The organism is Acinetobacter sp. TAC-1 (assembly GCF_029025845.1).
GTDB classification, from domain to species: domain Bacteria; phylum Pseudomonadota; class Gammaproteobacteria; order Pseudomonadales; family Moraxellaceae; genus Acinetobacter; species Acinetobacter guillouiae.
The window spans coordinates 183236-202499 of sequence record NZ_CP118892.1 but is presented as its reverse complement, the minus strand read 5'-3'; the positions used below and the strand labels follow the sequence as shown (position 1 = coordinate 202499).

At 41.7% G+C, this 19264-nt stretch carries 9 protein-coding genes, 2 tRNA genes and 3 rRNA genes; 3 read left to right on the top strand and 11 right to left on the bottom strand.

From position 1 onward, the window contains the following. The first annotated feature begins 101 nt into the window (after nucleotides 1-101). Together PYV58_RS00920 and PYV58_RS00915 are read left to right on the top strand one after the other, a co-directional pair. Nucleotides 102-3593, top strand: coding sequence for a PAS domain-containing hybrid sensor histidine kinase/response regulator (locus tag PYV58_RS00920; RefSeq protein WP_034612729.1), 3492 nt, complete (start codon nucleotides 102-104; stop codon nucleotides 3591-3593). Nucleotides 3594-4034: 441 nt separating this feature from the next. After that, nucleotides 4035-4802: a hypothetical protein gene (locus tag PYV58_RS00915; RefSeq protein WP_034612732.1), complete on the top strand. Its 768-nt coding sequence runs from the start codon at nucleotides 4035-4037 to the stop codon at nucleotides 4800-4802. Nucleotides 4803-5080: 278 nt separating this feature from the next. Here PYV58_RS00915 and PYV58_RS00910 read toward each other — a convergent pair whose 3' ends face one another. The 9 genes from PYV58_RS00910 to PYV58_RS00870 form a co-directional block, all read right to left on the bottom strand. Further along, nucleotides 5081-6325, bottom strand: coding sequence for an esterase-like activity of phytase family protein (locus tag PYV58_RS00910; protein ID WP_034612735.1), 1245 nt, complete (start codon nucleotides 6323-6325; stop codon nucleotides 5081-5083). 227 nt (nucleotides 6326-6552) lie between these two features. Then, nucleotides 6553-6948, bottom strand: coding sequence for a tautomerase family protein (locus PYV58_RS00905; RefSeq protein WP_034612737.1), 396 nt, complete (start codon nucleotides 6946-6948; stop codon nucleotides 6553-6555). Nucleotides 6949-7086: 138 nt separating this feature from the next. Then, the gene (locus tag PYV58_RS00900; RefSeq protein WP_034612740.1) at nucleotides 7087-8229 is read right to left on the bottom strand and encodes a PQQ-dependent sugar dehydrogenase; all 1143 of its coding nucleotides are present in this window, start codon (nucleotides 8227-8229) and stop codon (nucleotides 7087-7089) included. Nucleotides 8230-8676: 447 nt separating this feature from the next. After that, a 5S ribosomal RNA gene (gene rrf / locus PYV58_RS00895) occupies nucleotides 8677-8791 on the bottom strand. A 167-nt stretch (nucleotides 8792-8958) separates the two neighbouring features. After that, nucleotides 8959-11849, bottom strand: a 23S ribosomal RNA gene (locus tag PYV58_RS00890). A 337-nt stretch (nucleotides 11850-12186) separates the two neighbouring features. Beyond that, a tRNA-Ala gene (locus PYV58_RS00885) sits at nucleotides 12187-12262 on the bottom strand. Nucleotides 12263-12306: 44 nt separating this feature from the next. Next, nucleotides 12307-12383: transfer RNA gene (locus tag PYV58_RS00880), tRNA-Ile, on the bottom strand. A 59-nt stretch (nucleotides 12384-12442) separates the two neighbouring features. After that, nucleotides 12443-13981: ribosomal RNA gene (locus tag PYV58_RS00875) — 16S ribosomal RNA — on the bottom strand. Together the 16S, 23S and 5S rRNA genes with 2 tRNA genes alongside form the textbook arrangement of a ribosomal RNA operon. 834 nt (nucleotides 13982-14815) lie before the next feature. Continuing rightward, nucleotides 14816-15430: a TetR/AcrR family transcriptional regulator gene (locus tag PYV58_RS00870; protein ID WP_034618185.1), complete on the bottom strand. Its 615-nt coding sequence runs from the start codon at nucleotides 15428-15430 to the stop codon at nucleotides 14816-14818. A gap of 86 nt (nucleotides 15431-15516) precedes the next feature. Here PYV58_RS00870 and PYV58_RS00865 point away from each other — a divergent pair, with 86 nt between their 5' ends. Continuing rightward, nucleotides 15517-16725 carry an oxygenase MpaB family protein gene (locus PYV58_RS00865; RefSeq protein ID WP_034618187.1) on the top strand — a complete coding sequence of 403 codons (1209 nt, stop codon included), beginning with the start codon at nucleotides 15517-15519 and terminating at the stop codon, nucleotides 16723-16725. 113 nt (nucleotides 16726-16838) lie between these two features. Here PYV58_RS00865 and PYV58_RS00860 read toward each other — a convergent pair whose 3' ends face one another. Both PYV58_RS00860 and PYV58_RS00855 read right to left on the bottom strand, forming a co-directional pair. Next, nucleotides 16839-17081, bottom strand: a complete 243-nt coding sequence (locus PYV58_RS00860) for a hypothetical protein (RefSeq protein WP_034618188.1) — start codon at nucleotides 17079-17081, stop codon at nucleotides 16839-16841. Between the two features lie 42 nt (nucleotides 17082-17123). Beyond that, a complete protein-coding gene (locus PYV58_RS00855) occupies nucleotides 17124-19196 on the bottom strand; it encodes a TonB-dependent copper receptor (protein WP_034618191.1) in 2073 nt (690 codons plus the stop codon). Nucleotides 19197-19264 lie beyond the last annotated feature (68 nt).

Genomic DNA, 19264 nt, shown 5'->3' with positions numbered 1-19264 from the left:
GTTCTCGTAACTTAGACTTTGGTCGTTAAATTTTGAGCAAAATAAACGAGACAGTTCATGTATGCGTTATTATAGGCGCAGCTTTTTATACTGTAGTCCTTATGAACAGTTGGTTAATTATAGGGGTTCTGGCCCTTTACATCCTCATTCTATTCGTTTGTGCCTTCTTTGGTGAGAAGCATGCGAGTCGATTAAGCACGCGCGGCAGGATGCTTCTCTTTAGTCTAACATTGGGGGTATATTGCTCATCTTGGACATTTTATGGAGCAACAGGTGCTGCAGTACGTGAGGGGATTATTTTCCTTCCGATTTATTTAGGACCTTTATTATTTGTCTGGCTAGGTTATGACATTTGGCGCCGTTTAGGTCGCGTTCGACAACATCATGCGATTTCTTCGATTGCCGACTTTGTCGCAGCACGTTATGGTAAAAGTGGAACATTAGCATCCTTAGTGACCATCTTGGCTGTAATCGCCATTATTCCTTACTTAGCACTACAATTACGCGCCATTGCGCTTAGCGCTTCCGTCATGCTCGATCACAATACCCAAGTGGTCTCCACCACCACCAATGGTGTGCTTGGTCTTACCGCTGTATTGGCGATCTTGGCCATGATGTTTGGCACAAGACAAATTGCCAATACCGAACAACATGGCGGTTTAATGCTTGCCGTTGCTTTTGAATCATTTGTAAAACTATTTGCCCTGCTCTGCGTGGCCTTTTTCTTTATTTTTGATCATCCACAAAATATCGTACAAATCTCACAGGATGTGCAAAAGACTTTTCATGAGGTACAACTGTTTGGTGTGCCAGACACCTTCTGGGTTCAAACATTACTTGCTTCATTGGCGATTATCTGTTTACCGCGTCAGTTCCATGTGGCCGTGGTTGAGTTACGCGATGAAAAACATATTCGTGGTGCAAGAAGGTGGTTTGCGGCATATTTGATTCTGACCATTATTGCCATTATTCCAATCGCCAGTTGGGCACTGCATGCAGCACCTAAGTATCTGACCATTCCTGATGTTGCAGTACTCTCATTACCGATTAGTTATAACCAAGACTGGTTATCTTTACTGGCATTTTTAGGCGGTTTTTCAGCATCAACAGGGATGCTATTAGTCTCTTCTGTGGCACTGTCCATCATGCTCAGTAATGACTTGATTATGCCTTCTCTATGGAAGTTTGGCATTCTTTCTCGTCATGACAAACGCTTACCACAAGTACTTAAATTTACCCGTCGTGTGTGTATTTTAGCGGTAATGTTACTCGGATTTTTATTCTTCCACTTCTTTAATGATATTGACCAATTATCTACCTTCGGACTATTGGCTTTTAGTGCGGTTGCACAATTTTCACCGGCTTTAATTGGTGGTTTATACTGGCGTGGCGGAAGTCGCCAAGGGGTGTATGCAGGCTTGGTTGTAGGCTTTATCCTTTGGTCATATACCTTATTATTGCCAACGATTTTACGTAGCTTACCTGTTGAATATAGCCAGTTTGCACATCAATTTTTGATGTTTGGACCTTTAAATATTGAATGGTTAAGACCAGAAGCCTTATTTGGTTTTGAATCTTTTGCCCCGCTTACCCATGGTGTAATCTGGGCACTTGGTTTAAATATTACCTTATATATTTGGGTCTCTCGTATTTATCGTCCTAGTATTGCTGAACAAATACAGGCAGAAAGCTTTTTCTATTATGAAACCAAGCCCTTACCTGCACAAAACACCTCTACCGATATTAATTATTTACACCATGATGTCGCTAAACTTAAAGTTGGTGATCTGATTGCACTAGCCAAACGGATTACTGGTGAAGGCCCAGCAACCCATGCCTTTCAGCAATTTTGTACCATGAACAATGTGGTGCTCAATGAAAATAGCAGTGCCAATGGGATGTGGTGGCGGTTCACTGAACAATACCTCGCAGGCACAATCGGGGCAGCCTCTGCACGGACATTACTCACCACGGCTATGGTCAATAATGGCTTGGCATTGGGCCAAGTGGCAAATATTCTCGACCAAGCGTCACAATGGCAACGCTTTAACCAAAATCTTATCATGACCATGATTGACCACATGACCCAAGGCGTCAGTGTGGTTGATGAAAACATGTGTTTGGTCGCGTGGAACAATCAATATTTAAAGCTGTTTGATTATCCAAAAGATTTAGTCTATGTCGGCTGCCCAATTGCCGATTTGATTCGTTATAACGCAGAGCGTGGCGAATGTGGTCCAGGCTCGGTAGAAGAACATGTACGTAAGCGAATTCATTGGATGAAAGTCGGGAGCGCACATGAGTTTGAACGGATTCGTAAAGATGGCCGTGTGATTCAAATGCGTGGTAATCCCATTGAAGGTGGTGGTTTTGTTACAACCTTTGCGGATATTACTGCATTCCGTGAAAATGAAGCGGTACTTGAAGCACGTGTGTCTGATCGTACCCAACAGCTTGCAAATGCCTTATCTGAACAACAACTGGCACGTGAGCAAGCCGATAAAGCCAATATGTCAAAAAGTCGCTTTATTGCAGCAGCCAGTCACGATTTACTTCAGCCGATGCATGCAGCACGCTTATTCAGTACTGCTTTAGAACAAAGCGTACAATCGGATGAAGATCGTAAAACCTTACAACAACTTGATCGTGCCTTACATGGTGCCGAAAGCATGTTGTCTGCCCTTTTGGATATTGCACGGCTGGAAGGTGGTTCAATCCAACCGAAACGCCAAGCTTATCCACTGCATGATTTATTAAGTGATTTAGAACTGCAATTTAAATCAATCGCCGCACAACGTAATATCCAATTGCGTGTCCATGATGCTCAATTCTGGATTGATACCGACCCACAATGGATCCGTCGTATCATCCAAAACTTTGTCAGCAATGCCTTACGTTATACTGCTCGTGGACGTGTGATTGTTGGTGTATTACGCGCGTCTAATCGGCCAAATCATATCCGTATCGGTGTCTGGGATACCGGCCCAGGGATTGCAGAAGAACAACGCATTAAGCTGTTTCAAGAATTTGAGCGTTGTGGACATACCTCACCATGGGGTGAGCAAGGTCTAGGACTTGGTCTGGCAATCGTCCAACGTATGACCAGTTTGCTTGATTATCCTGTGCATGTTTACTCTGAACTAGGTAAAGGCTCATGCTTTATGATTGATGTGCCAATGGTAGCAGCACCTAAACTGGTTTCATCACCTGTACAAGCGGTACCATTAAAAGCCAAAGCTTATAAAATCTTATGTTTGGACAATGATGATACGATTTTGGAGGGTATGGCAACGCTACTGACCAAATGGGGTTATCAAGTCTTTAAAGCCACTGAACCTGAACAAGCTTTGGAAATTATTCAAAAAGAAAATATTCAAGTCTGGCTGGTTGATCAGCATTTAAATCATGGCAAAATTGGCTTAGATTTTATTGTTGAAAACCGTCAGGAAAATGTTCCTTCAGCACTGATTACTGCAGATTCTGATCCTGAATTACCAGAGCGTGTTAAAGACCTCAATGTGGTGTTGTTGAAGAAACCATTGAAACCTGCTTCTCTACGTGCATGGTTATCTGGCTTGAAGATTTCTAAATAATCTTCCACTACGTTCAACCCTTTTCAGTTTATTGATCACGTTCTTCTTTAATGTTTTGAAACATTTACAACCTCTAGACCATTGCGTTCTAGAGGTTTTGTAACGCAATTTTTTAAGTGGAATAGCAATTTTTTTTAAGCTTTGTGCAAAAGCATTCAAAAAAAAGCAAAACTCGAACCCATTTATTGACTAAAAACTTCAAAGCCCTCTTTTCTATGGCAAATAACATCAAAATAGTAAATATACACTTGTATAGTTAGTTACAATTTTCTATTTATATGATTTTAAAAAATAAAAAACTACTTTTCACCCTGTCTACAACTTTAGTCGTATTCCTATTGCATCTCAGATAAATCAAAAATTACTTCAAGACAAAACTACGCTCATGTTTAGGAAAACAAAAACAGCGTTTGAATTCAATTTTAAATAGGATTTTTAACCATGAATATTTCAGAAACTGTTCCACATGGGCTACACCAAGCTCAACAATTTCATCGTCAATATGGTGCAAATGCAATCCTGCCTGAAATTGATTGGCAAGATCTGTTTAAACACAGCAAACTCCACGACACACAAATACAAGCACTCAACACGATTTATCAAGCAGCTGTGCCTTTAGCACTTCAAGTGTTTGAGGAATTAAAATTTGATGTATTTACCCCTGTTGCTTATCATCCTCAAGGCTTAGGTCTGTTTGATAAATTAGCGCAACAGGAAGAAAAACTGGTTCAACGTCTCGAAGATGAATGCGAATGCTTAAATGATGAAGTTCGTCATCAAGTGTGGAGCATGTTACTACGTGGCGGTGCGGTACTGGTCTTTAAAGCATGGTTAGGTAAAGTAAAAACCGGCGAAAATATCTTAGATATGACCCAATTCGATGAATTATCAGATTTGCTTTTTATCAAAACCTCACCAACAACATTGGCAGCTCGTTTAAAAATCGATGCACATGCGGATTACGACCATGTTTTCCTAATGTATGGCAATGATGTGTTTCTAGACCGTTTTAATAGCTTAGAAGCAGCTGCTTTATTTGTAGATTTAGGTGTTTATGATGCAGCATTCTTAAGTCTACGTGATGACCGAGTTGCAGATTATCTAAAATCTAAAGGCTATGTCACCCATGAACAAATTGAAGATTTAAAATGTGCTTTAAATCCATTGGGTTGCCCTGATCAAGTTTCGAAACAAGACTGTTTAGCTTAATCCTCATGCTTGAATGATGCATAAATAAAGCCAGTCAATTGACTGGCTTTCTGCGATTTAGCTTAAAGATTACTTCGTACTTTAAAATAAGAATATCTGCTCAGCTAGTTTAAGGTATGTACTGATGCTTTACCCTCAATAAAAAGTCAGGTATTTCACTTAATATTGATCAGTTTAAGTTTTAATCCTCCCCAGCCCTCCTTTTAAAAAGAAGGGCGTTTTCCCTTGCTAAGAATAATTTAGCTTCGGGTCGTGGAGGCTAAGCATTTTATCGCTTATTAATACAATGCTTTAGGCAATTTAATCTGAATAATTTCATTATCATCCGCACGCTTTGCATTTCGTCCTGATGAACCTGGAAAGTTATTGTCATTTAAAACAGTTAAGGTATTTTTATTTTCAATAATCACATCTTCAATGGTTTCAAATGGAAAAGCAAAAGTTGTTGCTGTACCAATATCTCCATCTCGCGCTGTCCCATATAAATTATTCGGGTTGGCGATATTCATAAGATCAACTAAGTCAGAACGTTTTACCGCTTTACCAGAATCCCCTAATTCAATTTGAATCAGCTTCTTATAACCATCTAACTTGTTTTGACTCGCATCACGCTCAATGATAATGCCAGACTTATCATCAAACATTTGGAAGTCACCAATATTGGTCGCCTTGGCATTCAAGGTAAAATAATAATATCGACCAGTATACGCTTTCTTCTTCACATCAAATTGTGAGATAAGCAACTGTTGTGTGGTCTCGCCTTTTAACGGTTTTTCTAACAAAGGATATAAATATTGACCATCCTTAGACAATGCCATTCCTTCAAAGCCACCGCTTTGCTGAACCAAAGGCTCTACATAATTTATGTTGGCTTTATTGAATTGATTTTGCGGAGAACGCAATTCCACACCAGCTTTCAATGGATGAGGTAATGCAATCGGCGCATCAAGCAGTATTCCATCTTTATCAAAATGCAGTAAATATGGTCCAAATTCATCCCCAATCCAATAAGTACCATCCGCAGTACGTTGAATCGATTCAGGATCAAAATCCGCCCCAGTGAGTAAACGATCTGTGCTGTTTTGATTGACGATTGAAAATGGTATTAATTTATTGGGATCACGAAGCTGAATAAAGCTCATCACTTGAACTTTTGCAGATCCTGCCGATTTCGTCCGAAAATCAGGTTTTACTTGATAAACACGGAGTAAAAAGTCAGATGAATTGTCTTGTGTACCAAAGCCATTGTCTGCCATGACCATATAAGTGCCATCACCGTTCTTTACAGCACCCGAAAAGCCTTGAACTGGCTGACCTTTAAAAGGTGGAAATATGCCATTGGCGCCCTTTACAAATGCACCTGAGTTTGGACCGGCTGCATAAGTTTCGACATCAAGTTTGGCAAATGAAACCAAGGTCGGTACAGTAACAGATGGTTCAAATGAGAAATCATTGTCATCATCATTACATGCGGTTAAAGCCAATACGCCTAACGCTAAAACAGAGTAAGCAATTTTTTTCATAAAGGTCTTTTTTATTGATTTAAATGAGCTTTATTAGAAACCAATAGCATGACATTTTGAGGTCATTTCAATGACAATATTACGTCAGTTTAATGATACGTAGATATGCTTCACGCAGCATATACTCCACCTTATAAGCGCGCACAAGCTGAATTAACATATTGAATTTAAATAATATTATCAACAGAGTAATCTATTCTATCTACTTTGATTCATATTAGGTTGAGCTAGACTTGAATATCGAACCCCAAATCCATATCACAGGCAGCTTGACCACCACGGATTCCCCAATTTTCAGCGGGAATTTCTCTTAATAAAATTTTGATATGATCTTTGGGAATCCCTAATACAGATAGATTCTCTACAATACTGCGATACAAATTTCGCTTGGTATCCAGTGTACGCCCAGCAAAACAATCAATACGAATCAGGGTGAATTTTTCAGGATAAAGCTTATTCGGTGGACATTGAAAGCGATGCGGTTCATGCACCAATAAACGAATATCACGATCATATTCAGGAATTTTAAAAGCGCTCACCAATGCACGATGAACAGCATCGATGAAGTCCACTTCTTGCGCTACAGAATATTGATAGCGAACTTCAATTGTAGTTGCTGGCATTATTGTTCTCGATTTATATTATTTTAAATCGAAAGAATAGCATAATTTATAGACAACCCTAACAATTCAACTGATATCAATTCAGCTGCTTCCACATCTTTTCAATAATATAATAATCCATTGAATTAAATTAATTTTTTACTTAGGTAACAATCTTAATAGCCCCGCATTTTTTCCATCTTCCAAAACCCAAATCGAACCATTATGGGCGGGATGGATATCTCGAATGCGTTGCTGCATGTTTAAACGCTGTACCTCACGAACAGGCTTCGATTCAGTATCAACCACAATAATCGCTTCTGAGGATAACCCACCAATCAAGGCTTTGTGACTCCATTTCGGGAATAATTCATCTTGATAAAAGACCAAACTGGAGGGTGATATTACTGGTGTCCAACTGATTTCTGGCGCCTTAAATTCAGGACGCGTCGCATGATCGGGAATGGATTTTCCTGAATAATGATCACCATTGGAAACAATCGGATAACCATAATTTTCGCCCTTCTTAATCAGATTTAACTCATCTCCTCCTTTAGGCCCCATTTCAACCACCCACAATTGATCCTTCGCATCAAAAGCCATACCTAATGGATTACGATGACCCAACGACCATACTTGTTTTGCAATCTCACCTTGCTGAGTAAATGGATGATCTGCAACAACAGTACCATCATCATTCAGTCTTAAAACTTTTCCTAAATTGGAATTCATATCTTGAGCAGGATCAAATTTCTGGCGTTCACCAGAACTAATCCAGAGCTTGCCATCCTTTGCAAAAATCATTCGATGTGCATAATGCCCTTGCCCTGAAACTTTAGGAACTTGTTCCCAAATTCTTTTGATATTGATTATTCGGGGATTTTTCTCTTGAAGATTTAATTCACCACGAATCACAACCGCACCATATCCCCCTTTTCCTGTTTCGGCATAACTTAAATAAATTTGATGATTGTTTGCAAAATCAGGATGTAGAACAATATCGCCTAAGCCCCCTTGCCCACCATAAGCCACTTCAGGAAGCCCTAAAATTTCGATACTTTTCAATGTGGAAGGATCAAACAGTTTTAACTTCCCTCTCCTTTCAGTAATCAGTAAACGTCCATCAACTAACTCAGTCATTGCCCAAGGTTCATCAAATGTCGCGACTTTTTGGATCTGATAGCTCTGGTTAATCAAAGAATTAGCCGTAGTGGTTTGATTATTTTGAGCATTACATGCACTTAACACGCTACAGCTGAGCAATAGGGGTAAATAGATTAAGCACTCTCGAAAAGCCTTCATTTTAGATTCCCTCAATATTGTTATGACTTATCGATTTATTTTAAACAAAAGTATCCATCTCACCATGTCATATTGGTAACTGAGCGAATTGGGTCTTAATTTTTAATTGGATCATCTTGTAAGCTTTAACCTACAACAATCGTAGTGATTAGCGAATATACTGATTTAGGCATTGCGCTTATGATAGCAAACATAAAGAGACAGGAAGTCTCATTGAGAATAAAAAAACACACAGGACGTGAGATTCGACAGGAGTCAAATCTAACACACCAATACGAAGAAAACCCCATCAGGATGATGGGGTTTTCTTTTTGTATCTAAAAAATCTATTTATTTTCAGTTGTTTATGCACTTCAATTCTTCAGATTTCTTTTCATTTCGCTAATCAACACCACGCATAAAAAAACACCCCGTTCTCGCTAGAGATCGGGGTGTTTTAGATTTAAAAGCTGGCGATGACTTACTCTCACATGGGTAACCCCACACTACCATCAGCGCTAAGAGGTTTCACTTCTGAGTTCGGGAAGGGATCAGGTGGTTCACTCTTGCTATTGTCGCCAGCAAACTGTTATGGACTTGTTCGGGTCTTATTTAAATGCCTTACTTCGTACCAAATGAGTTTAACAGAACATTTGAGTTGGGTATTGTAACTAGCTTTTCAACTAAATCAAGTATGTTTGATCTTTTATGAATCAAATGATGCTTCATATACAACTGCTTGGGTGTTGTATAGTCAAGCCTCACGAGCAATTAGTATTGGTCAGCTTCATGCGTCACCGCACTTCCACATCCAACCTATCAACGTCGTAGTCTTCAACGGCTCTTTAGAGGACATAAAGTCCTAGGGAAATCTTATCTTGAGGTAGGCTTCCCGCTTAGATGCTTTCAGCGGTTATCCCTTCCGAACATAGCTACCCGGCGATGCGACTGGCGTCACAACCGGTACACCAGAGGTTCGTCCACTCTGGTCCTCTCGTACTAGGAGCAGATCCTCTCAAATTTCCAACGCCCACGGTAGATAGGGACCGAACTGTCTCACGACGTTCTAAACCCAGCTCGCGTACCTCTTTAAATGGCGAACAGCCATACCCTTGGGACCTGCTTCAGCCCCAGGATGAGATGAGCCGACATCGAGGTGCCAAACACCGCCGTCGATATGAACTCTTGGGCGGTATCAGCCTGTTATCCCCAGAGTACCTTTTATCCGTTGAGCGATGGCCCTTCCATACAGAACCACCGGATCACTAAGACCTACTTTCGTACCTGCTCGACTTGTGGGTCTCGCAGTTAAGCGCGCTTTTGCCTTTATACTCTACGCGTGATTTCCGACCACGCTGAGCGCACCTTCGTACTCCTCCGTTACTCTTTAGGAGGAGACCGCCCCAGTCAAACTACCCACCAGACATGGTCCTCGTCCCGGATAACGGGACAGAGTTAGAACCTCAATATTACCAGGGTGGTATTTCAAGGATGGCTCCATAGCAACTGGCGTCACTACTTCAAAGCCTCCCACCTATCCTACACAAGTAAGATCAAAGTTCAATGTCAAGCTGCAGTAAAGGTTCACGGGGTCTTTCCGTCTAGCCGCGGGTACACCGCATCTTCACGGCGATTTCGATTTCACTGAGCCTCTGCTGGAGACAGCGCCCCCATCATTATGCCATTCGTGCAGGTCGGAACTTACCCGACAAGGAATTTCGCTACCTTAGGACCGTTATAGTTACGGCCGCCGTTTACTGGGGCTTCGATCAAGAGCTTCGCTTACGCTAACCCCATCAATTAACCTTCCAGCACCGGGCAGGCATCACACCCTATACGTCCACTTTCGTGTTTGCAGAGTGCTATGTTTTTAATAAACAGTTGCAGGGGCCTGGTTTCTGTGGCTGCCAATAGCTCAAGGAGCAAGTCCTATCACCGTCAGCAGCGTACCTTCTCCCGAAGTTACGGTACCATTTTGCCTAGTTCCTTCAGCAGAGTTCTCTCAAGCGCTTTGGTCTACTCGACCTGACCACCTGTGTCGGTTTAGGGTACGATTCCTGTGTAACTGAAGCTTAGAGACTTTTCCTGGAAGCATAGTATCAGCCACTTCGCTAGTAAACTAGCTTGCTATCAGCTCTCAGCATAGAGCACCCCGGATTTGCCTAAGATGCATGCCTACTGCCTTTCACCTGGACAACCAACGCCAGGCTGACTTAACTTTCTCCGTCCTCTCATCGCATTACACAGAAGTATTGGAATATTAACCAATTTCCCATCGACTACGCCTCTCGGCCTCGCCTTAGGGGTCGACTCACCCAGCCCCGATTAACGTTGGACTGGAACCCTTGGTCTTTCAGCGAACGGGTTTTTCACCCGTTTTGTCGTTACTCACGTCAGCATTCGCACTTCTGATACCTCCAGCATACTTCTCAATACACCTTCATCGGCTTACAGAACGCTCCCCTACCACGTATACATAGTATACATCCGCAGCTTCGGCATATAGTTTTAGCCCCGTTACATCTTCCGCGCAGGCCGACTCGACTAGTGAGCTATTACGCTTTCTTTAAAGGGTGGCTGCTTCTAAGCCAACCTCCTAGCTGTCTATGCCTTCCCACATCGTTTCCCACTTAACTATAATTTGGGGGCCTTAGCTGGCGGTCTGGATTGTTTTCCTCTTGACTACGGACGTTAGCACCCGCAGTCTGTCTCCCGGATAGTACTCATAGGTATTCGGAGTTTGCATCGGTTTGGTAAGTCGGGATGACCCCCTAGCCGAAACAGTGCTCTACCCCCTATGGTATTCGTCCGAGGCGCTACCTAAATAGCTTTCGGGGAGAACCAGCTATCACCGAGTTTGATTAGCCTTTCACCCCTATCCACAAGTCATCCCCTGGCTTTTCAACGACAGTGGGTTCGGTCCTCCAGTTAGTGTTACCCAACCTTCAACCTGCTCATGGATAGATCACCCGGTTTCGGGTCTATACCCAGCAACTAAACGCCCTATTAAGACTCGATTTCTCTACGGCTCCCCTATGCGGTTAACCTTGCTACTGAATATAAGTCGCTGACCCATTATACAAAAGGTACGCAGTCACCGAACAAGTCGGCTCCCACTGCTTGTATGCATGCGGTTTCAGGATCTATTTCACTCCCCTCACAGGGGTTCTTTTCGCCTTTCCCTCACGGTACTGGTTCACTATCGGTCAGTCAGGAGTATTTAGCCTTGGAGGATGGTCCCCCCATATTCAGACAAGGTTTCACGTGCCTCGCCCTACTCGTCATCATTATATGTGCCCTTTCGTGTACGGGACTATCACCCTCTACGGTAGCACTTCCCAGAGCTTTCCGCTAAAACACATATAACTTAATGGGCTGATCCCCGTTCGCTCGCCGCTACTGAGGGAATCTCAATTGATTTCTTTTCCTAAGGGTACTGAGATGTTTCACTTCCCCTCGTTCGCCTCGCATGACTATGTATTCATCATGCGATACCTACCTTATGGTAAGTGGGTTTCCCCATTCAGAAATCTCCGGATCACAGGATATTTGCCGCCTCCCCGAAGCTTATCGCAGGCTATTACGTCTTTCATCGCCTCTGACTGCCAAGGCATCCACCACATGCACTTAATTACTTGACTATACAACCCCAAACAGTCGTTAATCCCTACAAGGAGGATCAACAATGTGAACTTAATCACTTCTATTTGTTGCCTGTGAACTTAATCACCATACAGCTTCAATTTAATTCATATACCAAAACGCTTGATTCAGTTTTATCGCTAGTGCTCATTTCACTCAACATTAACAATTACTTGCTAACATCAACTAAAACGAGTTTAAACAATTATTTCAACTCAAATATATTCTGTTAATGATTCACTACCGCCTCGTCAGCGAGTAGTTAACTGTGATAAATCACAGAACTTAATAAGCTATCGGCTTACTAAGTTCTGTAATCACTTAGTCTTTAATTAGTGGTGGAGACTAACGGAGTCGAACCGTTGACCTCCTGCGTGCAAAGCAGGCGCTCTACCAACTAAGCTAAGTCCCCAGCTTAAGATCTTAATATATCTGCTCTTCTGTGTTCAGTAGACTTGGTGGGTCTGACAAGACTTGAACTTGTGACCCCACGCTTATCAAGCGTGTGCTCTAACCAACTGAGCTACAGACCCTCAGATACATCAATGAAGAACAACTTGTTGTGGATTCTTACCAATCGTCAATCTTTCGTTAAGGAGGTGATCCAGCCGCAGGTTCCCCTACGGCTACCTTGTTACGACTTCACCCCAGTCATCGGCCACACCGTGGTAAGCGTCCTCCTTACGGTTAGACTACCTACTTCTGGTGCAACAAACTCCCATGGTGTGACGGGCGGTGTGTACAAGGCCCGGGAACGTATTCACCGCGGCATTCTGATCCGCGATTACTAGCGATTCCGACTTCATGGAGTCGAGTTGCAGACTCCAATCCGGACTACGATCGGCTTTTTGAGATTAGCATCCTATCGCTAGGTAGCAACCCTTTGTACCGACCATTGTAGCACGTGTGTAGCCCTGGTCGTAAGGGCCATGATGACTTGACGTCGTCCCCGCCTTCCTCCAGTTTGTCACTGGCAGTATCCTTAAAGTTCCCACCCGAAGTGCTGGCAAATAAGGAAAAGGGTTGCGCTCGTTGCGGGACTTAACCCAACATCTCACGACACGAGCTGACGACAGCCATGCAGCACCTGTATGTAAGTTCCCGAAGGCACCAATCCATCTCTGGAAAGTTCTTACTATGTCAAGACCAGGTAAGGTTCTTCGCGTTGCATCGAATTAAACCACATGCTCCACCGCTTGTGCGGGCCCCCGTCAATTCATTTGAGTTTTAGTCTTGCGACCGTACTCCCCAGGCGGTCTACTTATCGCGTTAGCTGCGCCACTAAAGCCTCAAAGGCCCCAACGGCTAGTAGACATCGTTTACGGCATGGACTACCAGGGTATCTAATCCTGTTTGCTCCCCATGCTTTCGTACCTCAGCGTCAGTATTAGGCCAGATGGCTGCCTTCGCCATCGGTATTCCTCCAGATCTCTACGCATTTCACCGCTACACCTGGAATTCTACCATCCTCTCCCATACTCTAGCTTCCCAGTATCGAATGCAATTCCCAAGTTAAGCTCGGGGATTTCACATCCGACTTAAAAAGCCGCCTACGCACGCTTTACGCCCAGTAAATCCGATTAACGCTCGCACCCTCTGTATTACCGCGGCTGCTGGCACAGAGTTAGCCGGTGCTTATTCTGCGAGTAACGTCCACTCATCCTAGGTATTAACTAGAAGAGCCTCCTCCTCGCTTAAAGTGCTTTACAACCATAAGGCCTTCTTCACACACGCGGCATGGCTGGATCAGGGTTCCCCCCATTGTCCAATATTCCCCACTGCTGCCTCCCGTAGGAGTCTGGGCCGTGTCTCAGTCCCAGTGTGGCGGATCATCCTCTCAGACCCGCTACAGATCGTCGCCTTGGTAGGCCTTTACCCCACCAACTAGCTAATCCGACTTAGGCTCATCTATTAACGCAAGGTCACAAGTGATCCCCTGCTTTCCCCCGTAGGGCGTATGCGGTATTAGCATCCCTTTCGAGATGTTGTCCCCCATTAATAGGCAGATTCCTAAGTATTACTCACCCGTCCGCCGCTAGGTCAATTACCGAAGCAATCTCCCCCGCTCGACTTGCATGTGTTAAGCCTGCCGCCAGCGTTCAATCTGAGCCATGATCAAACTCTTCAGTTAAAAATCATTAGTGACTTAAGGTCACAATTCTGGCTCATCAATGTACTGACAAATTCTCTCAAATAAACTTCGAGTAATTTAAACCAATCAATCAATGATAATATTTCGATTAATCAATCAGTAAAAATCCACACAAGTTGTTCTTCATATTCTCTTAATGATCTTCTCAATGCTTCGTCAGCATCAAGCTAGGTCGGCTATACTACTCTCTATCTCTAAAAAGTCAATCAATAATGTTAATTATTTTTTCCAACAAACCCAACTCCAATCTCATCTTAAAATCTCAATTCGAAATCTTAACAACTTAATCAAGTGCCTGATTTATCAGAAGTTTTATTTAACATCACCGCCGATGGATGTGCATTCTACAGCATTCCTTACCCAACACAACCCCTTTTTTTAATTATTTTTCATTTTATCTATCACTTGCTTATTTATTCTTCTAAAACAGCACTTTTTCTTTAAAAATCTGCTTTTTTGCATAAAAACACAGCAATAAAAAAACCAATACCCCCATCATACATTTGCTAAAACAACTAAAACGGCCTCTTGTATACCTTTAGCATTGTTATAAATGCAATTTAATAGGGATACGGCGAGTAAAATCCATAAAAGGAGATGGGTCAGCTTACTATTGAGTAGAAGCATCGAACTCTTCCCGATAAAGAGATCAATGTTCTATCCCAACTCAAACAATTAGACTCGCTAAAACCAACGCTATAAAACCAACTCTATAAAATCGGGTTCTATAAAACCAAGCTCTATCTGTATTTGGATGTATGTCTATATAAGTCGAGTACAATCTATGGATCCCTACCACCATTAAAGACGATCTTAAAGCGGATTAGGGCTGGCGCCTTGCTCTAGATAAGCCAAGATCATCAAAGTTAATTCTTTTTTTAGCTGCTGTTCTGAAATTAGAAAATTATTATGACTGACATAACGCATCATGGTAAAAAGCGTACTATTGATAATCACAAAGGATTTATTTTTAAGTACTTCAAAACTCCAATGATTAAAAAAACGGCTAAACACATACAATCCCACTTCATAGAAATGCTTTTCTAACACTTTTGCTGCTTCTGAGTTGTTATAGCCATGCCAATGTTTAAGCACTTCAATAAAAAAACCGCCATCGGCTTTCATCATGTCAAAACCGAATTGAAGACTAAGTGGAATGATTTCTTCTAAGCTCAATCCTTCTTGGCTAATTGCAATGTGTTTCAGCGCAAGCCCCAGTTGCTCACTTTTACGACTTAAAAGCTCCTGAATAATTTCTTCTTTATTGCCAAAATACTGATAGATAGAACCAACACTGACACCTGATTTTTCTGAAATTTTGGGTGTGGTGACGTTGATTAAGCCATATTCAGCAACACATAATTGAGTTGCTTCTAAGATACTATCTACGACATTCCGAGCACGTTGTTGTTGTGGTTGTTTTCTCATCTTGCGGTTCACTCCAAAATGCGAATTGAATGCGAATAATTATTCATATTAGAGTTTGACTAAACAATAATCAGGTCGTGCTCAAAATGCAAACATTAATTAAGCCACAACGCCTTGCCTCATTTGAGACCATGGCACAAACAAATATGAAGTCTAAGCTTTTTTATTATTTTACAGACCAGCAGTTACAACCCAGTTATGACGAATATCTTTCACTCAATCGTGCCTTACAGACTGGTGATATCGCGATGGACAAAGTTATGAATTGGGTGATGACCAATCCGAGACAAAATAGAAAACTTTTTGAAACAGCCTTGTATCAAGGTTTGGATAAACTTCCCAATGAAATCCCTGAATTAACTGATTTTTTTAAAATGGTTGAGCAAGCGCCTACCTGGCTTGATCCAGCTAAAATTGAAACGGCGATCAAATTCACCCATCGTTTAGGGACAAATGGCACTTTTATTTTACGCGATGTGGCTTTAATGACGGGTTATCAATACCCTGGTTTTAATCAACCGTTAATTATGACGGGTGCTTTACATAAATACGCTGGAAAACGCTTAGCTGAAACCCACAAATGGTGGCTTGATGTCAATCAACAAGAGAGTTTCTCTCGTTTTAACAATGGTTTTACTTCAACCATTTATGTGCGTTTTATTCATTCGTTGGTACGGCATCAACTCAATAAATCCAAAGACTGGGATAACGATATTTGGGGAGCACCGATCAATCAATATGATCAAGCCATGACCAACATTGCATTTAGTGCGGTGTTACTTCTCGGTGTCAGAGCCATTGGCATTTTTCCAAGCAAGACCGAATCAGAAGCCATCATGCATTTTTGGAAATATACGGGCTGGTTAATGGGAGTAGATGAAAAATGGCTAGTCAGCAAAGAGTCTGACGCATGGAAACTACTGCAATGGATGAATTATGCCCACCCTAAGGCCGATGAAAGTAGCAAAGCTTTAGCCATCAGCTTATCCAAAGAGCCTTTTGAACGACATTACAAACACTTCAATTCTTTTTTGCAGAAAAAAGCCTATCAAAATCACTTGGATATTACCCAGTTTTTTATTGGGCAACGTAAAATGAAAAACCTAGGACTCAAGCCACGTACTTTGGCTTGGTATCCGCTTTATTTAATTGCAAAAAACACCCTGCTCTACCGTGGTGCTAAACATATCGACAAACTGGATCAATATTTACAACAGAATGGTCGTGCAGAACAAGAATATGCACTCAAACTTTATCAAAATGCTGGGAAACAATTAGCGAGTATGCATCAGTAAGATCTACCCAGCAAACGTACTTCATCATTAAAAAAAACACAAAAAAATAAAGGGAAGCCAATTGGCCTCCCCTTGTTTTACATTACATGACTTCGCGTCACATTACCCATTGATCAATGAGAATGCGTTGCTTCAGAAGCCGAATGATCCATGTTTGGCATATTTTCATGACTCATCTTAGACATATCATGTTGCTGAGCTGCATTCTGTTTTTGGCTTGGCATATAGTCAGGCTCGTTGGTAATCGCCAAATAGAAGATTCCCATAAAAATACAGCTTAAAATAATTGCGATAATCAGCAATTTCCATCCCCAAAACGATTTTTCAGGTGACAACTTATTACTGTCATTACTCATAGAACATCCTCATATTTCTGTAAAAATTCAGTTTTAAATCAATTAAAATTTCATACTAATACGAGCCCAATAATTACGCCCTGTATTATTAAATTGTTGAGTACCGACTTGACCATCCGCACCTACACCCAATTTGTTTAAATGCTCGGTATAGGTTTTATCTAAGACATTGTCGACACCAACAGCAAGATTTAAATCTTTTTGAATGTTATATGACGCATTCAATGCCAAGGTGGTAAAGCTTTTACTTTCACCAGTGTCATAACCCACGATATTACCTTGATTTAAGCTAATACGATCTTGTTTCGCCACTGCACGCCATAATAAACCTAAAGAATATTTATCTTGAACATAACGTAAATTCAAACGACCTTCTAAAGGCGCAATTTGTGGCAATGGTTTATGTGTATCGGTATTTTCGCCCCATGCATACATTGCACTTAAATCCGCTTGAATCGCATCGGTAAATTGATAACCGATCCCCGCTTCAGCACCCGCGATAGTAGCATCGACATTTTTTGCCCCAGCACTGAATGAAGAACCGTGATCATGCCCACCCATTCCAGCTTTTGGATGATTATGATAACTCAATAAAATAAAGTCATTAATCAACCCGGCATATGCTGATGTCCATACACTCAATGCATCATGTTGGTATTGATAACCGAGATCTAACTGTAAAGTTTTTTCAGTGTTTAGATCATTAAACGTCGGTTTAGACATACCAGTATTACCATGTGCAGTACTGAATAGCTCCCAATAATCAGGAACACGCTCCACATAACCCAAACCAATATAAGATTTGGCATTATGCTCAGGATATTGATTTTCTAAACGAATAAATGCACTTGGCAAAGTTTCTTTACGTTGATCATTCAGTTTTAAGGCATCAATTTTAACTTGATCGATACGTGCACCTGTCACCAACTTATAAGCATCATTGAGTTGATAGGTCATTTCTCCGAAAGCACCATAAGATTGGAAGCGCATATCCTCTCTAAATGCAACATTCATGGATGGCATGGTGGGTGATGACATACTGCCACCATGTTTGTTCAGCTGAGAATCCACCCCAGTAATTAAACTGAGCTTATCCCATTCACTGGTCATGGCTAAACGACTATTTAAAGTACGGCGTGTCACCTGCATTGCCATTGGATTCGACACCATTTGATGTGTATTCATATCATGTGTCATTGGTGGTGTACGTAAACTAAAGTTATCCATAATATGGTCGTTATAACTATAGTTCACTTGCCCTTCGAGCTTTTTAATCACAGGGCTTAAATTCTTCTTTTCAACACGTAAGCCTAGGCTTTCACGTGCAAATTGAGAACCATCCATGGTTCGGCCTGCGTATTCAGCCTCACCATCGGCTTTACCACCCGTCAGTTCAACCCATGTATCTTCATCCGGTGTCCAGCCTAAGGCTAAATCGGTATTCCAGCGCTCCCAAGAAGAAGGCACTTTATTACCATCACCATCCTCATAGCTGTTTGACTCAGAACGATTGGCATTGATACGCATATATTTTTTACTGTCACCGACAGCAGCTTCAATGTTGTGATCCAAACGTCCAAAAGAACCGACTAAAACACTGGCTTGACCTTGATAATTTTTATCATCTGTTAAGGTTGGTTTTTGACGTTCAAAAATAACCGTGGCTGCTGAACCTGTATTGGCATATTGGACTGTCTGAGGTCCTTTTACCACCGAAATACGGTCAAAACTTTCAGGTTGAATATACGACGTAGGTGCATCCATGCGTGCTGGGCATGCACCTAAATTTTCGGTACCATCTGTTAAAATTTTAATCCGTGAACCAAACATGCCGCGGAATGTGACATCTCCATTGGTTCCACCGCTTTTAATCGAATTAAAGCCTGCAATACTTTGCAGATAATCAGCACCATCTGTGGCAGGTACAGGTTGAATCGGCTGTTTTGGATCAGCATGAATAATCAAACCATTGGCATCATTATTTAACTGTGCTGTAACCACGATTGGAGCAAGTTGAGCTGCATGTTCCTGATCGTGTGCAAACGTCGCTGTAGAATAACAAGCAACACAAACCGCAGCCGCTAAAGGCTGTAAAAAGAATTGAGGTTGAGCCATTTTCTTTCTCTTAAATCATAAATTAAACAAGGCTGGAGTCAATGAAGACCCTAAAAATTAAGTTTTTG

What these genes read in the sequence shown, in the direction of transcription:
- PYV58_RS00920 (WP_034612729.1), top strand. Translation starts at nt 102, where the DNA reads ATGAACAGTTGGTTAATTATAGGGGTTCTGGCCCTTTACATCCTCATT.
- PYV58_RS00915 (WP_034612732.1), top strand. Translation starts at nt 4,035, where the DNA reads ATGAATATTTCAGAAACTGTTCCACATGGGCTACACCAAGCTCAACAA.
- PYV58_RS00910 (WP_034612735.1), bottom strand. Translation starts at nt 6,325, where the DNA reads ATGAAAAAAATTGCTTACTCTGTTTTAGCGTTAGGCGTATTGGCTTTA.
- PYV58_RS00905 (WP_034612737.1), bottom strand. Translation starts at nt 6,948, where the DNA reads ATGCCAGCAACTACAATTGAAGTTCGCTATCAATATTCTGTAGCGCAA.
- PYV58_RS00900 (WP_034612740.1), bottom strand. Translation starts at nt 8,229, where the DNA reads ATGAAGGCTTTTCGAGAGTGCTTAATCTATTTACCCCTATTGCTCAGC.
- PYV58_RS00870 (WP_034618185.1), bottom strand. Translation starts at nt 15,430, where the DNA reads ATGAGAAAACAACCACAACAACAACGTGCTCGGAATGTCGTAGATAGT.
- PYV58_RS00865 (WP_034618187.1), top strand. Translation starts at nt 15,517, where the DNA reads ATGCAAACATTAATTAAGCCACAACGCCTTGCCTCATTTGAGACCATG.
- PYV58_RS00860 (WP_034618188.1), bottom strand. Translation starts at nt 17,081, where the DNA reads ATGAGTAATGACAGTAATAAGTTGTCACCTGAAAAATCGTTTTGGGGA.
- PYV58_RS00855 (WP_034618191.1), bottom strand. Translation starts at nt 19,196, where the DNA reads ATGGCTCAACCTCAATTCTTTTTACAGCCTTTAGCGGCTGCGGTTTGT.